The organism is Proteus genomosp. 6, from assembly GCF_040139785.1.
Taxonomy (GTDB): domain Bacteria; phylum Pseudomonadota; class Gammaproteobacteria; order Enterobacterales; family Enterobacteriaceae; genus Proteus.
The window spans coordinates 22,663-37,281 of record NZ_JBEEVJ010000009.1 but is presented as its reverse complement, the minus strand read 5'-3'; the positions used below and the strand labels follow the sequence as shown (position 1 = coordinate 37,281).

General features: G+C 38.7%; 12 protein-coding genes. 4 read left to right on the top strand and 8 right to left on the bottom strand.

What is annotated here, in order from left to right; all coding sequences use genetic code 11:
• Position 1: 1 nt before the first annotated feature.
• From ABN212_RS12395 to tamA, 5 genes are all read right to left on the bottom strand, one after another.
• Entirely contained in the window at positions 2-1,294 is a 1,293-nt protein-coding gene (locus ABN212_RS12395; RefSeq protein WP_198620220.1) for a dTDP-4-dehydrorhamnose 3,5-epimerase family protein, read from the bottom strand.
• A gap of 49 nt (positions 1,295-1,343) precedes the next feature.
• Complete coding sequence (locus ABN212_RS12390) at positions 1,344-1,613, bottom strand: XRE family transcriptional regulator (protein ID WP_198620221.1); 270 nt, start codon at positions 1,611-1,613, stop codon at positions 1,344-1,346.
• 337 nt (positions 1,614-1,950) lie between these two features.
• Positions 1,951-2,298 carry a gamma-glutamylcyclotransferase family protein gene (locus ABN212_RS12385; protein ID WP_109372692.1) on the bottom strand — a complete coding sequence of 116 codons (348 nt, stop codon included), beginning with the start codon at positions 2,296-2,298 and terminating at the stop codon, positions 1,951-1,953.
• A gap of 5 nt (positions 2,299-2,303) precedes the next feature.
• Positions 2,304-6,128, bottom strand: coding sequence for an autotransporter assembly complex protein TamB (gene tamB, locus ABN212_RS12380; RefSeq protein WP_349443276.1), 3,825 nt, complete (start codon positions 6,126-6,128; stop codon positions 2,304-2,306).
• Positions 6,125-7,867: an autotransporter assembly complex protein TamA gene (gene tamA, locus ABN212_RS12375; RefSeq protein ID WP_198620223.1), complete on the bottom strand. Its 1,743-nt coding sequence runs from the start codon at positions 7,865-7,867 to the stop codon at positions 6,125-6,127. Before tamA ends, tamB begins: the two co-directional genes overlap by 4 nt.
• Positions 7,868-8,053: 186 nt before the next feature.
• Between tamA and msrA the strand changes: the two genes are divergently transcribed.
• Positions 8,054-8,632: a peptide-methionine (S)-S-oxide reductase MsrA gene (msrA, locus tag ABN212_RS12370; protein WP_232797615.1), complete on the top strand. Its 579-nt coding sequence runs from the start codon at positions 8,054-8,056 to the stop codon at positions 8,630-8,632.
• A gap of 149 nt (positions 8,633-8,781) precedes the next feature.
• Positions 8,782-10,161, top strand: coding sequence for a hemolysin family protein (locus ABN212_RS12365; protein ID WP_109372696.1), 1,380 nt, complete (start codon positions 8,782-8,784; stop codon positions 10,159-10,161).
• Positions 10,162-10,240: 79 nt separating this feature from the next.
• On the opposite strand, the gene ABN212_RS12360 is transcribed toward ABN212_RS12365, so the two are convergent.
• Positions 10,241-10,447: a DUF1107 domain-containing protein gene (locus ABN212_RS12360; RefSeq protein ID WP_100159789.1), complete on the bottom strand. Its 207-nt coding sequence runs from the start codon at positions 10,445-10,447 to the stop codon at positions 10,241-10,243.
• Between the two features lie 283 nt (positions 10,448-10,730).
• On the opposite strand from ABN212_RS12360, the gene ABN212_RS12355 reads away from it, so the two are divergent.
• Positions 10,731-11,291: a YtfJ family protein gene (locus ABN212_RS12355; RefSeq protein WP_198626356.1), complete on the top strand. Its 561-nt coding sequence runs from the start codon at positions 10,731-10,733 to the stop codon at positions 11,289-11,291.
• A 53-nt stretch (positions 11,292-11,344) separates the two neighbouring features.
• Here ABN212_RS12355 and cysQ read toward each other — a convergent pair whose 3' ends face one another.
• Entirely contained in the window at positions 11,345-12,085 is a 741-nt protein-coding gene (cysQ, locus tag ABN212_RS12350; RefSeq protein WP_196533595.1) for a 3'(2'),5'-bisphosphate nucleotidase CysQ, read from the bottom strand.
• Positions 12,086-12,227: 142 nt separating this feature from the next.
• A complete protein-coding gene (locus ABN212_RS12345; RefSeq protein ID WP_006535733.1) occupies positions 12,228-12,848 on the bottom strand; it encodes a peptidylprolyl isomerase in 621 nt (206 codons plus the stop codon).
• Between the two features lie 260 nt (positions 12,849-13,108).
• On the opposite strand from ABN212_RS12345, the gene ABN212_RS12340 reads away from it, so the two are divergent.
• A complete protein-coding gene (locus ABN212_RS12340; RefSeq protein ID WP_349443275.1) occupies positions 13,109-14,557 on the top strand; it encodes an NAD-dependent succinate-semialdehyde dehydrogenase in 1,449 nt (482 codons plus the stop codon).
• The last annotated feature ends 62 nt before the right edge of the window (positions 14,558-14,619 follow it).

The window sequence follows — 14,619 nt, the reverse complement described above, 5'->3', positions numbered from 1 at the left end:
ACTAAACCTTTTCTTTAATTAAGACTTTAATCGGTTTATTATTCTTGTCATATATAATAATTGACTTTGGTGTATGATGAGTAGGTTTCTGTTTAATTATCTCTTTTTGTTTAGAGACAATAAATTGATAATAACCTAAGTCGGCTTCTATTTTATTAGTGCAATATGCTTGATAATTTTTATTAGCGATTTCCCAGTCGATAACATCATGCCCTGGAATATACTCTTTTTCTTCATCTAAATAGATAACAGGCCGATTAACTGTAATAATATTAGCCATATTAAACAATGCATGAGCTACCCCACAGGGGATCACTAATTCCATATTAGGTAAAGGCTTGAACGTTATTTCATCTTCACAAAATAGAGTGGCAGAGCCTTCTCGCATGTCGACAAGTTTTAATGTTATCTCACTAGAAGCATCCCCTAAAAAAGTTAAATGGTCTTCTTGCCCTAGGTGTAAGCCATAAGAGTCAAAGTTGTAATCTTCATTACCATGTTCGACAAGATACATAGGCGATTTTCGTGTTAACGGAACGATGCCACTCTCTTTGCCTGTTTGCATGGTAGGTATGTCACGAAACGCCACACCTAAAATTTTTGATATAGGTAATTGCCGTTTCTGGTTTTCTGTTATTTTTTCTCTGAATCTTAAATTAACTTCATCGCCATCATCTAAACGAATTTTTCGTGTTTCTGAATGTAAAAAAGCATGTTGGCTTAAGATCTCATGTTGTATATCTGCTATTCGATGGTAGACCAGATCAGAGGCTTCCTCTGTCATAGGTTCATAACCATCAATATCATTAATATCAATATCTTCAGGAAGATTAATAACGTCATTATTTGGTGACCACATCAGTGCTTTACTCGCTAATTTATCTATCGGAGGTAAAAGTAAAGTGTAACTATTTAAAGTAAATATATTTTCTAAGTGATGAAAAGTATGAGCAACACCAGGAGGAATAATCAACGTTCTTGCCGATGAGGGCGTAATATAAAAGCTTAATCTTGATTTGAAAGTTGGTGAATTTTTACGACAATCGATAAACTTAGCGAGTATTTTTTTATTTTTATCGCCTAAAAAAGTTAATGTATCTTGTTGCCCTAGATGAATACCATATTGCCCATATTTAAATTCATTTTCACCATGATAAATAATATTAATCGGATAGGTCGTCGCGAAAGGAATAACATAAGAATCTTTTTTTCCATTATTAACTCGCCACCGAGAGATCCAATGTAATCCTACTATATTAATATTTTTATTTAACTCAATAATATCCTTATTCATTATTTTCTCCTTGAGTTAATAAAGCAGCCAGAAGGCTGCTTTATTTTAATTAAACACTGACTATTTCAATGTCATAACCTAATAAATTTGCGCTTTCTAGAAGTGAATCTAGATTAGATGTATTCAATTTTGAATATTTATCATCAGCGGGTGCATTTTTAATGCCAGCAAGATAAGCTAATTTATCAAATGCATCTTTTGCAGTTACTTTTGTTTGTAAAATCATATCAGTAAAGTGATGATTTTCTATATTTTGATTTTGCTTTACTTCTTTGGGAGGGGTTTTATAAAGGCGAGAAATCTCATTTAATTCATCCATAAAAGTACCTTATTAAAATTTATTTAATTATTCGCATACAATAAAATATTTTTCATTCTTTTACCCAAAAACTCAATTACTGTTTTAACATTAAGTTAATTTTATTGTCAATTAGCCACACCATTAATAAAATTCATATCTATATAGATAAATAAAAAAGTATTTATTTTAATTTCAATTTTTGAAAATAATTATTACTAATATTTTTTATAAACTTAATATAATTAAAAATATTATTGAATTAAAAAAATACTGACTATTCCATCAATAAAAACGGCTCGATATCACTATCGAGCCGTTTTCAGACATCTTTTCAGTAAAAGGTGAATCTGACCAATTACTCTTCTTCGTGACGTTTTAACCAGTCACCGCTTTTTATTTCACGTAAACCATCAACAGGCTTTTGATAAAGGTAGATCCAAGCACTGCCATAAGGCGTTGAAATCAGTTGGCGCTTGTAATCTTGATCGTTCTTTTTCAATTCATCAAGCTCTGTCAAAATAGAAGGCGTTATCCGATAAACTTCGCACTCTATTTCGCCATCACCTTCAACCACAGCAGGATAAAACCCTAAATCATAAAGTTTATACCCCACTAATTTATGCTCGCCTAATAGCTGCGCATAGGTCATCCAGTGATGGTTACCTTGGTTCTGACGTAAACTACCATAAACAATAATTCGCATATAATTTAAAACTCAAATTGATAAAGCAGATCTATTGCCTGATTCATACCAGACACTGCTTGTAAATACAACCTGGGCATCAAGCGATAACGTAAAGTTAACGTCGCTAGCGAATCAAATATACCCACTCCATATTTTACTTGTAGATCATTGGTTATCTTGCCACTGACCACAACTTGTGAGCTATCACCCACACCTTGCGTATCCAATGCTAAATCTGAAACACCGAAGGTTTCACCAATGCGCCCTACAAGCTGACCACTTTGACCAACACCTAATCCTATCAGCATTGCCGTCATTTGTGATGAGTCTGCATCACCACTTTTATCTAACCCTTCCCCTCTTAGCAAGTAAGATAACGCTTCTTGCTGGGTAAATGCAGGTTCAGAGAAAATTTCAACTTTAGGTTTATCTGCAAGCCCTGTCACTCGTACACCCGCAATAACATTATTTGCTGTGTTTTCAGGATTACGGATCGCTTCAATATTTAAGTAAGGCTGATCAACAGGCCCAGAGAACAAGATTTGTCCTTTACGCACTTGTAAGTCTTGTCCATAGGCTTTGAATTCCCCTTTAGGAATATCAATTTGACCATTTAAACCAAGCCCTTGTTTATTCTGATTGACTTTCAGCATGCCCGTCAATCTTGCTTTAAGCCCAAATGCGTCCAGTGTCACATCATTGCCAATATTAATCGCTAAATTACTTTGAATTGGAATGGATGTCTCTTTTGGCGCAATAGGTTGCAAGTTTTTATCCAGCATCACTTCATCAGAAGACGCTGATACCGCAGATTCTGGTAAATCTTGCACCACAATACGCGCCCAAGGAATATCAATGCGACCGTCTAATTTCAGTAAATGCGGGCTTGCTTCAAACACCAAATCAGGATTGACATCGATACGCACCATTGGCGGTAGTGCCACTCGTAACTTATTACCATTTGCAGCCACAACAGCGCGCCATTCATCTAATTTACGCCAATCTGCATTACCCGTAAGATTTAAATAACCTTCTGGTGTTTCGATTCTGCCACTTAAGTCAGAGGTTGCACCATTAAAGCTAATATCAACATTTCCTTTGGTGATATCAAATGGGATCCAATGTCCAACCACTTTTAATTGATTAATACCGAATTGACCAAATAGCAGTGGTGATTGCGCACTTCCTCCTAAACGTAATTGAGCACCCACGCTTCCTTGAGCTATTTCACCTTTCCCTAAGAACGGTTTGATTAAATCTAATGTCAGATTATCAATATCAACCGTACCAGACAGTTGGCGTTTTTTCTCAAGATCAGCAACATGCACATTACCTTTGAAGTCACCATTGCCCGCGATACTAATCAGCCATTGCAATGTGGCTTTGCCATTATTTACGCCAGCATTTAAAGTAATTGTATCAAAATCAATTGGTAAAACAGTTCCATCAATATTCTGTTTTACGCCAACACCTTGCCCTTTAAGGTTTACAGATGCTTTCGGTAATCCGCCTTTTGAATTCCACGTTGCAGTTGCATCACCCGTAAATACACCACTAACAGACGTTTCAGGCGGTAAGAAAGGTTTGATCATCGCTAAATCAAAACGCGTTAGCGTGATAGCTGCACTGCCACTTTCACCAACCGTTATCGCTTTTGGCACACAAACTTGTGCATTTGGATTTATCCAACAATGAGAGCCAATGGTAACTTCTTGCTTCTCAGCCAATAAATTCAATGCAATAGCTTTATTTAAACGCCACTCCCCTACAGGAGTATCAAATGCTGTATTATTTAGCGTTCCTTTCCATTGCTGTTTTTCTTTATCAAATGAACCCGCTAATGTCAGTCCACCAGAAACAGGCTCACCCTCCATTTTTAACGTCAGTTTATGCTGTTTTTCTGTACCAGCAGCATCCAGCGTTAAATTGCGAATAATTAAATCGGCTTGTTTTAACTGACGAGCAGTAATCGCTAGCTTGCCGCCAATTTCTTTGTCCGATTGAACATCACCTTTAATAGTGATGGATTCAACACTAACTTGATCTTGCCATTTAATACCATGAGCATTGATATCAGCGATAATCTTAGGTGTATTAATATCACCTCGAATATTCACTTTGCCCTTAATCACACCTGCTAATCCTGGTACTAAACCATTTAAACCAGGTGCATTGATATTGGCATCTAATGCCCACTTGTCGCCTAAATGTCCTTCAATATCGAGATTATTTTTACCTAGAATGAGCTTTAGTTGCGGGATATTCCATTGACCAGAATCGTTGCCATACGCGTTCCCTCTCGCCTTAATCAAATTATTTTTGAAATTACCATCTAAGGTGATTTCAGGAACACGTAATTGCCAACTGCCACCATATAAACTGCCCGTTGTAGCAATGCGCCCATCTAATTTCGCGGGCATATTTGGGTATTGTTTAACGGTATTAATACCTGAAATGGTTAATAACGCATTCCAGCTAATTGCTTTACTCCAATCGGCAATCCCCGTGATATCAGCATGACCTTGTAATGCAGCTAAACGCAGACGTGTTAATTCAATTTTTTCTTCATTACCTTTTGCATCCAGCATTAATTTCGCAGGTGGGATCTCTTGACCTTCAATATCTGAGCGTAATGAAAGATCGTAGTTATCTGTCTGACCATTTAAACGCAACCGAGTATCATTGAGTTGATACTGCACATCCCCCGTTAACGGCCAGCGGACTTTTTGACTCTCTAAGGTTAATTTTAATGGAAGGTGTGGTTTTGCCAGTTCAGCTTGAGCGTCTAAAGTTGCTGTAACCGTTCCTGTTAAAGAGAGTGCTAATTTAAGCTCTTCAAGTAATGCGCCTTGCAAAGAAAGCGTCGCTTTTTGATCTTTAAAATCTTCAAGCCCTGCAACATCACGAATAGTCGCATTCACATCTAAATTAACAGGCCATTGTTTATCTAAGGTAATTCCCCCATTTAAACTAACTTCACCTTCTGGTGCATCAACAGTTAATTTAGTGAGATTAACTTGCTTACCTTTCGTATTGGCTTCAAAAGATAATTGGTTAATCGTAACAGGTGTATCCCCTGTTATTTGTAACTGCTTACCTTCAATACCTTCAACATTCACATCAACAGGAATAATAATTTCGGGTAAATCAGCTAACAGAGGTTTAGCAAAAATCGCTTTAATCGTGTCGGCTAATGCCTGTTCTTTTTCTTCTGGTGTTGTGGGTTCAGCTTGAGGTTTTGCCGTAGCAACTTCTTTTACATCTTGAGCCGTTGCTTCAACACTTCCTTCTTCTGGTGTCTTTGGTAATGCCACCAGCAAATCATTAATGAGTGTTGGATTTAATGTAACTTGACGACCTTCCCACTGTGCGCCTGTTTTAAACTCACCAAGTGAGATCGCCATATCGTCAATCTTCACATGCGTATTTTCTAATGAAAGTGAATTTAAATAGATAGGTAATGGTGCATTAAGCTCAGTTAAAGGCTCTGAAGGTGGCGTTTCTTCAGAAGGAGGGAAAGCACTAGTATCAATATTAACAACAACATCTCGCGTGCCTAATGTATCGACACAAACTTGTTTATCAGTCAGGCACGCTAAACGTAATCCTAATGATAATTCACCCACATTAACGTCAACGCCAGGCATTTGATATTCAACACCGGTTAAACGTAGATCTTGCCAGCCTCCGTTAACCTCTTTAATGGCTAAACCGGGAACCCAACGCGCTGCGCTGTTAATGGCAAAGTGTAAGCCTGACTGTGTGCCTAAAACCCAAGCTACAGCACCGAAAGTAAGCAAAATAAGGATAAGGAGGGTAAGTGCAATCCATTTCAACCACTTCTTCATAACTCTGCTCCTAACCCGATATAAAACTGGAGTCTACGTTTATCTACATCACTAACAGGTAATGCTAAATCAAATTTAATGGGACCAACAGGTGATGCCCAACGAACACCCGCACCCGCACCTGTTTTAAAATCACTTCGAGTAAAATCATTGACTGCTTCACCGCTATCAATAAAGACTGCACCCCACCAGTTTCCTGTCACGTTATATTGGTATTCGGCTGAACCAACTAACATTCTTGAGGCACCCGTTAAGTTACCTTTGCTATCTTCAGGTGAAATGCTTTGGTATTTAAAACCACGAACACTTCTATCACCACCCGCAAAGAAACGAAGTTCAGGTGGCACTTGCCCAAAAGCATTGGTTTCAATCCAACCAAAATTGCCTCTGACAACAAAACGATGTCCTTCCCAAGGCGTGCGTATCCACACTTGTTGAGCATTGAAAGCTAAGAACTCAACATCAGAACCCCAAATTTTATTTGAGTAATTTATAGAGTAACGTTGGCTATCTCCCCAATAAGGCATCATGCCACCACGTTGACGAACCCGACTCGCATTAACCCCTGGGTATAACAGCATGGTAGTATAAGTGTCTTGCCCTTGAGTAAAGTGGCTAAGGCTCCAGCGGGTATTTACGCTATATTGCCAACCTGTAGACATATCCCAATTTCGAGAAAGGTTCAGCGTTGTAGTATCAGAACGCGTGTCATTATAGTCTGTTCTCTTAAAACCACCGTCTACCGCATAATATTGCTCTAATGGATTAATTTTTAATGGGATTTTGTATTTTGCACCAATAGATTGTTCGGGTTGAGAAATACTAAGATCTGACGTCAGGCTATGACCACGAGAATTCATCCAAGGTTTATTCCACTGCATATTCAACCTAGGCCCTACATCAGTTGCATAACCTCCCCCTAATTCAACGTAGTTACGAGAGCGAGGAGTGACAACCGCATCCATAGGTAGCAAATAAGAATGTTCACTGCGTGCTTTTGCGATATCAGGCGTCACAAGTGCTGAGTTAAACCAACCTGTTGCCGCTAAACGTCGATTAAATTCGGCAAGCTCTTCTGAGGAGTAATATTGCCCTTCTTTAAAAGGAACAATATTTTGTAGATAGTCTTCACGGATTTGAGAGCCAGTATAATTCACCTTACCAAAACGGTAACGTTCACCGCTATTAAAGACAAAATCCCAATAAGAGGCGTGATTATCTAAAGAAACACCAAGCTGACTTTTTTCCATTTCAGCATCAAAGTAGCCACGGCGAACGGCAAGCCCTGTTAACGAACCTTTGAGTTTTTCATAATCACCATGATTTAACACGCTATCAAGTGGCGGGGTGTTCTCTTTAATGACCTTAGCATATTGCTCATCGGTTTTAGCGCCACCTTCAAGAACAATATCCACACCTTTGAGTAAAATAGGAATACCCGGCTCTACTTTTGCCGTTAATATCGAACGTGCTGGCGGTGTATTTTCTTGATAAGAGAATGTCACAGTAGGCTGATAATAGCCTAATGGGCGAAGTCCTTCTTGAATTGCCTTTTCAACACGCGCACGAAAACGCCCGTCAGGTGCAACTTCTTCTGTTGTAATGTTTGATAGCTGGACTCGCGCATTTTTTTCGAGTTGCCCTTCTAAACCTTCTACTTTTAAACGCAAATTTGCCCCATAGGCAACAGGTGCGATAAAAGACAGACAGAGAACGTAGATAACGGAGTATCTCGGCACGTTTTCTCCTCAATATGATTTAATCCATGTGATGAATTGACGACAAACTATTTTAAGCTTTATTGTAGATTTAGTTTATAACAATATTAAGCCTTTACCATAGTAAAGCGTTTACAAATATAAAAACTGGAGTCTACCTTGCAACATAAAGCTTACCAACCAGAGAATGCCTTAAGGGGTACTTCGATGCCATTAGAAATATCTGCTAATCATGCAGTAAATGGGCATTCTATTAATGATATTCCTGAAAAGATGAGTATCGCTTATTTTGCGATGGGCTGTTTTTGGGGAGTTGAACGTCTGTTTTGGCAACAACAGGGCGTTTACTCAACAAGTGCGGGTTATAGCGGTGGTGTAACAGAAAACCCAACCTATCAACAAGTTTGCCAAGGATTAACAGGTCATAGTGAAGTCGTGAGAGTGGTTTTTGATCCCTCAGTGATTAGCTATTCACAACTTTTGGCTCTTTTTTGGGAAAATCACAATCCATCACAAGGTATGCGTCAAGGTAACGATATTGGCAGCCAATATCGCTCGGCAATTTACACGGTTAATGCAGATCAATATGCGCAAGCTATTGAGTCCAAAAAACGCTATCAACAAGCTATGAATACTCAAGGTGCTACAGAAGTAATCACCACAGAAATTCAGCCAGCGGGCCCTTTTTATTTTGCTGAAGATTATCACCAACAATATCTCTATAAAAACCCACAAGGTTATTGTGGATTAGGTGGGATAGGTATCTGTTATCCTCCTGAAAAGTAAAACTAGCAGAAAATAGCAGGGCGATGATATAATTGCGCCCTCTTATCTTTCTTTGTGAATAATTTCATCACAATATATTGATTTATCTTCTATTTTAATACTCTAGTATTACCCTTTGGACTAAATACTTGGGGTGGTGTGAGCCTTATATGCTTAATAGTTTACTCATTGTGCTTTTGCTCTGTGCTATCAGCGCCTTTTTTTCGCTGTCTGAAATCTCTCTTGCTGCTTCTCGTCGAATTAAGCTCAAACAACTTGTTGATGAGGGCAATATTAACGCTGCTCGTGTATTAAAAATGCAAGAAATGCCGGGCATGTTTTTTACCGTTGTGCAAATTGGATTAAATGCTGTCGCTATCTTAGCGGGTATTGTGGGTGAATCTGCATTTTCGCCTTCATTAAAAAGCTTTTTCCTACAATTTTTTGATGAAGCACTCTCACAACAATTAGGATCGATTTGCTCTTTTATTATTGTCACATCAATGTTTATTTTACTGGCTGACTTAACGCCAAAACGCATTGGTATGATAAAACCAGAAGCTATCGCATTAAGAATTGTGAACCCAATGCGTTTCTGCCTTGCCTTCTTTCGCCCGCTGGTTTGGTTATTCAATGGCATGGCTGATCTTATCTTTAAATTATTTAAAATCCCGATGGTGAGAAATGAAGATATTACTTCTGATGATATTTTTGCCATTGTAGAAGCGGGGGCTGTTGCTGGTGTTTTACGTAAACAAGAACATGAACTGATTGAAAACGTCTTTGAGTTAGAGTCACGCACTGTCCCTTCGGCCATGACACCACGAGAAGATGTGGTCTATTTTGATCGTGAAGAAACAGAAAGTGATATCAAAGAAAAAATTGCCACACAGCCTCACTCTAAATTCTTGGTTTGTGAAGGCGATATCGACCATATTATTGGTTATGTTGATTCTAAAGAGCTTCTTAATCGCGTTATTAACGGACAAAGCTTAAACCTCAATGAAGGTGTTCATATCCGTAAAGCGCTGATTATTCCTGATACATTAACGCTTTCAGATATGCTGGAAAGCTTTAAAACATCTGGTGAAGACTTTGCCATCATCCTTAATGAATACGCGATGGTGATGGGTGTGATTACGTTAAACGATGTAATGACAACCTTGATGGGGGATTTAATTGGACCAGGGCAAGAAGAACAAATTGTGAGCCGTGATGAGCACTCATGGCTAGTTGAAGGCGGTACGCCAATTGATGATGTAATGCGCGTTCTTGATATTGATGATTTCCCTGATTCAAGTAACTACGAAACCATTGCGGGCTTTATGATGTACCGTTTACGTAAAATTCCAAAACGTACTGATTATGTGAAGTTCTCAGGGTATAAATTTGAAGTTGTCGATATTGATAATTACAAAATAGATCAATTACTCGTAACTAAAGTTGATGATATTCCACCGGTTAAACCTGTTTTGCAAGAACACGTTCCTGTTGTACAGACAACAACCGAAGTCGATATCAAAGTAGATGAAAATAAAACGACAAGTTAACTAGTAACAAATTGAAATTAATAACTGAGTCTTATCGAAAGTTTTCACGAGAAAGACTCAGTTATCTATCAGATAAAAGTTAGCCCAGTTCTGCTTTCAGTAAAACCACCTGCTGGTTCACTTCACTCATCACATTAAAATGTAGCTTATCTTTTATTTTAGGCAGTAATATTTTGCCATAATCGAATTCAAATGCACCCATTCCTTTGATGTAAAACCGTCCACGAAATAACGTCTTAACGTAGAGAGCAATTTTTTCAGGGTTATAGCGATTGAAGATTTTCATCTTTCAGTTAGTCTCCCATGCTCGTTGTTGAGTTTAATAAGTCATAAAGACTTATCTTTATATATCAAATTTAAAGACCTAATTATAAGTACTAGGTTCAACTTATTTGATTTTCTTATCTGTTTTTACATTTATTGACAGTAAAGAATATAAATAAAGATAGTGTGTGTGTTATTTTACCCACTCAATGTTAAATAAATGTATCAGTGATGAGGTATTATTCTTCACTAGCTTCTATGCTTAGATAGAATCTAACGTCGATTTCAATAATAGGACAATGGCTATGCACAAAATAACCTTAGCTGCTCTTTTACTCAGCACATCCACATGGGCGTTTGCACATAACATCACTGAAAATACAGTACTTCCTGCTGTCACAATCAATGACAAAGGTGAGCTACTTTATGACACAACCAAAGATAAGTTTAGCTACCAAAATTGGAATAGTGGTCTGCTCAGTGGAAAAGTACGTACTGTTCAGCATATAGCAGGACGTAGCAAGGCTAAGGGGATGAATGCACCGTTTATTGAAGCCGTAAAACTGGCTAAATTCCCACATACCAGTTATCAAACTACAACGATTATTAATACTGATGATGCAGTCTTTGGCACAGGTCCATTTGTTCGTAGCAGTGTTGAAGACAGTAAAAAAGAATTTCCTTGGTCACAGTTTATTGTTGATGCCGATGGCGTAGCATTAAAAGGCTGGGGATTAGAAAAAGAGAGTTCAACTATTGTTGTTTTAGATAAGCAAGGTAAGGTTCGTTTCGTCAAAGAAGGTGTATTAAGCGGTGCGGAGATTACGACGGCAATCAACCTTATCAACGATTTAATTAAAGAATAGCTTACCATGTCAGAGCCCTTTCACATCAAGGGCTCCAACTTCATCTGGTCTATTTAAAAAATAGAAACTCTAAATCCTGGGTTTATCAGCGATTCTTTAGGGGAATAATCTAACGTGATCCCTTTCCAATCAGTGACATGCGCACCAGCGGCAATCGCAATAGCATGACCTGCGGCAGTATCCCATGTGTGTGTAGGTCCAAAGCGAGGATAAAGTTGCGCTTTACCTTCCGCCACAAGACAAAATTTTAAAGAAGAGCCAACGGCAACCGTTTGATGTTCGCCAAGTTGAGATAAATACTCTTTTAATTCATCATCTTGATGAGAACGACTAATCACAATCACTGGTGGTTCAGCACGGCTCGCATGAATAGGTAATTTCCGACCACACATTTCTTTCCATGCTTGTTTATTGGCAGCCGCATATAACACATTTTGAACCGGTGCATAAACAACGCCTAAAACGGGAATACCTTTTTCAATTAAGGCGATATTCACCGTAAACTCACCATTTTTGCTAATAAATTCTTTAGTTCCATCTAAAGGATCAATCAACCAATAGCGATCCCAATGACGGCGAACTTCCCATTCAGGGGGATCTTCTTCAGATAATTGAGGTATATCTGGGGCAATAGAAGCAAGTCCTTGTTTAATAATTTGGTGAGCGGCCAAATCAGCCTCTGTGACAGGTGAATTATCACTTTTTTCCTGTACTTGGATAGGCTCTGATTGCTGGTAGATTTGCATTATCGCCATACCTGCTTGGCGGGCTAATTTGCTGACTTGTTCTAACATCATGCACCTCTCTTATTTTTATAAGCAGATAACGCCCCTTATAAAAATTAATTACCCGACTATCTCTTTATTTTAGTATAGAGACAAAAATAGCTGGCAAAAACCAGCTATTTTTTACTCTGATTTACCGCAGAATAAGAAATTATAAAATTTCTAATAATTCTACTTCAAATACTAATGTCGCGAATGGAGGAATAGCCGCACCAGCTCCACGTTCGCCATAAGCTAATTGGTAAGGAATATATAATTCCCATTTTGAGCCTACTGGCATTAATGTTAATGCTTCAATCCAGCCTGCGATAACGCCATTTACTGGGAATTCAGCAGGTTGGCCACGTTGAACTGAGCTATCAAACACAGTACCATCAATTAAACGACCCGTGTAGTGAACACGAACATGATCAGTACGCGCAGGGATTGCACCTTCACCCGCTGTCAGGACTTTGTACTGTAAACCTGATTCTGTAACCTGAACGCCTTCATTTTTCACATTTTCTTCTAAGAAAACTTTACCAGCATCAGCCAGCTCTGCTTGGCGTTCTTGACGAACAGCTTCAGCACGCTCGTGCATAGTACGTAAGGCATTGTGTAGTGTTTCAACAGGTACAGAAGGCGCATTACCTTCTAATGCATCGGTCAAGCCAGCTAACAGTGCTGCGGGCTCTAATCCTTGAAGACCTGATTCAGTCAGTTGTTGACCGACTTGCAGACCAATACCGTAACTTGCCTGTGATTCAATAGAATCAAATGATGGTTTTGACATGAAAAATACCTGTTTTTTATGAAAGTTAAACCCAAGAATAACAGTGGTAAGGTACAGCGTAAACCTTCAGTCTTGAGTAATGGGGATTATTCATTAAAAACATAAGCAATTGACCCTATTCACCTCAATTTGACATTTTTTTCTTGGCATTTGTCATACTTATTTTCACAACATCGCAACACAGGCATATAATTATAAGCAGGCACCGAACTGCCTAGCCTTATAAATATCAATATATAATATGTTCAGAGAGGTATTAAGTGAAGATAACGACAAATCCCTATTTCCGTGAACAAGGCTATATTGATGGTCTTTGGTGTAATGCTAAAAATAACGAAACCGTTGATGTTATCGATCCTGCCACAGGTGCTCTACTTGGTACTGTACCCAATATGGCAACACAAGAAGCAATAATGGCTGTTGATGCTGCACAAAAAGCCTTACCAAAATGGCGTGCACTTACAGCACATCAGCGCGGAGCATTATTGCAAAACTGGTTTAGATTAATCACTGAAAATAAAAGAAAACTTGCTGAATTAATGACCTTTGAGCAGGGTAAACCTGTTGCTGAAGCTGAAGGTGAAATTACTTATGCTGCTTCTTTTATCGAGTGGTTTGCAGAGCAAGGTAAGAGAACCAACGGTGAAATTATTCCCTCACCTTCTGCTGATAAACGCTTGATGGTGATTAAACAAGGTATTGGTGTTTGTGCTGCCATTACGCCTTGGAACTTCCCTGCTGCTATGATCACCCGAAAAGCCGCACCAGCATTAGCCGCGGGTTGCACCATGGTGATTAAACCAGCCAATGAAACACCTTATACCGCATTGGCTTTAGCGGAATTAGCAGCTCAAGCAGGTATTCCTGCGGGTGTTATTAATATTGTTACAGGTGATGCCATTAAAATTGGCGAAGTCTTCACCTCTGATAATCGCGTTCGTAAATTAAGTTTTACGGGTTCGACAGGCGTTGGACGTTTATTAATGCGTCAGTGCTCGGATAGCGTAAAAAAAGTCTCTTTAGAATTGGGCGGCAATGCACCATTTATCGTGTTTGACGACGCTGATATAGATAAAGCCGTTGAAGGGGCTATGGGCGCTAAATTCCGCAATGCAGGACAAACCTGTGTTTGTGCTAACCGTTTTTATATTCATAAAGATGTTTATCAACAATTTAGTGAACGCTTTGTTGCTGCTGTTAAAAAACTCAAAGTGGGTAACGGTTTTAAAGAAGGTGTCACTATTGGGCCTCTTATTAATCGCAAAGCAGTTGAAAAATCACAATCTTTACTGGCTGACACACTAAAACGTGGCGCTACACTACTTTGTGGTGGTGAAAGCGATAAAGCGGGTGAAAATTTCTTCCAACCTACTGTTGTGGGTAATGTTCCCGCAGATAGTCATATTCTTGAAGAAGAGATCTTTGGCCCTGTGGCACCTTTAGTTATCTTTGAAAATGAAGATGAAGTGGTGCATTTAGCGAATAACACGATTTATGGTTTAGCCGCTTATTTTTATAGTGAAAATCCACAACGTATTTGGCGTGTCGCTGAAAATTTAGAATACGGCATGGTGGGCATTAATACAGGTTTAATTTCCAATGAGGTTGCACCATTTGGTGGCATTAAACAATCAGGTTTAGGTCGTGAAGGCTCTGAACACGGCATTGAAGACTATATGGAAATGAAATACCTCTGCCAAGGGTTATAAATAATCGTTAACCCAACTTATAAAAGTAAGTCAGCATGGATGCTACTGCTTTTTCCTTTTTT

What these genes read in the sequence shown, in the direction of transcription:
- msrA (WP_232797615.1), top strand. Translation starts at nt 8,054, where the DNA reads ATGCCATTAGAAATATCTGCTAATCATGCAGTAAATGGGCATTCTATT.
- ABN212_RS12365 (WP_109372696.1), top strand. Translation starts at nt 8,782, where the DNA reads ATGCTTAATAGTTTACTCATTGTGCTTTTGCTCTGTGCTATCAGCGCC.
- ABN212_RS12360 (WP_100159789.1), bottom strand. Translation starts at nt 10,447, where the DNA reads ATGAAAATCTTCAATCGCTATAACCCTGAAAAAATTGCTCTCTACGTT.
- ABN212_RS12385 (WP_109372692.1), bottom strand. Translation starts at nt 2,298, where the DNA reads ATGCGAATTATTGTTTATGGTAGTTTACGTCAGAACCAAGGTAACCAT.
- tamB (WP_349443276.1), bottom strand. Translation starts at nt 6,128, where the DNA reads ATGAAGAAGTGGTTGAAATGGATTGCACTTACCCTCCTTATCCTTATT.
- cysQ (WP_196533595.1), bottom strand. Translation starts at nt 12,085, where the DNA reads ATGTTAGAACAAGTCAGCAAATTAGCCCGCCAAGCAGGTATGGCGATA.
- ABN212_RS12395 (WP_198620220.1), bottom strand. Translation starts at nt 1,294, where the DNA reads ATGAATAAGGATATTATTGAGTTAAATAAAAATATTAATATAGTAGGA.
- ABN212_RS12355 (WP_198626356.1), top strand. Translation starts at nt 10,731, where the DNA reads ATGCACAAAATAACCTTAGCTGCTCTTTTACTCAGCACATCCACATGG.
- ABN212_RS12390 (WP_198620221.1), bottom strand. Translation starts at nt 1,613, where the DNA reads ATGGATGAATTAAATGAGATTTCTCGCCTTTATAAAACCCCTCCCAAA.
- ABN212_RS12345 (WP_006535733.1), bottom strand. Translation starts at nt 12,848, where the DNA reads ATGTCAAAACCATCATTTGATTCTATTGAATCACAGGCAAGTTACGGT.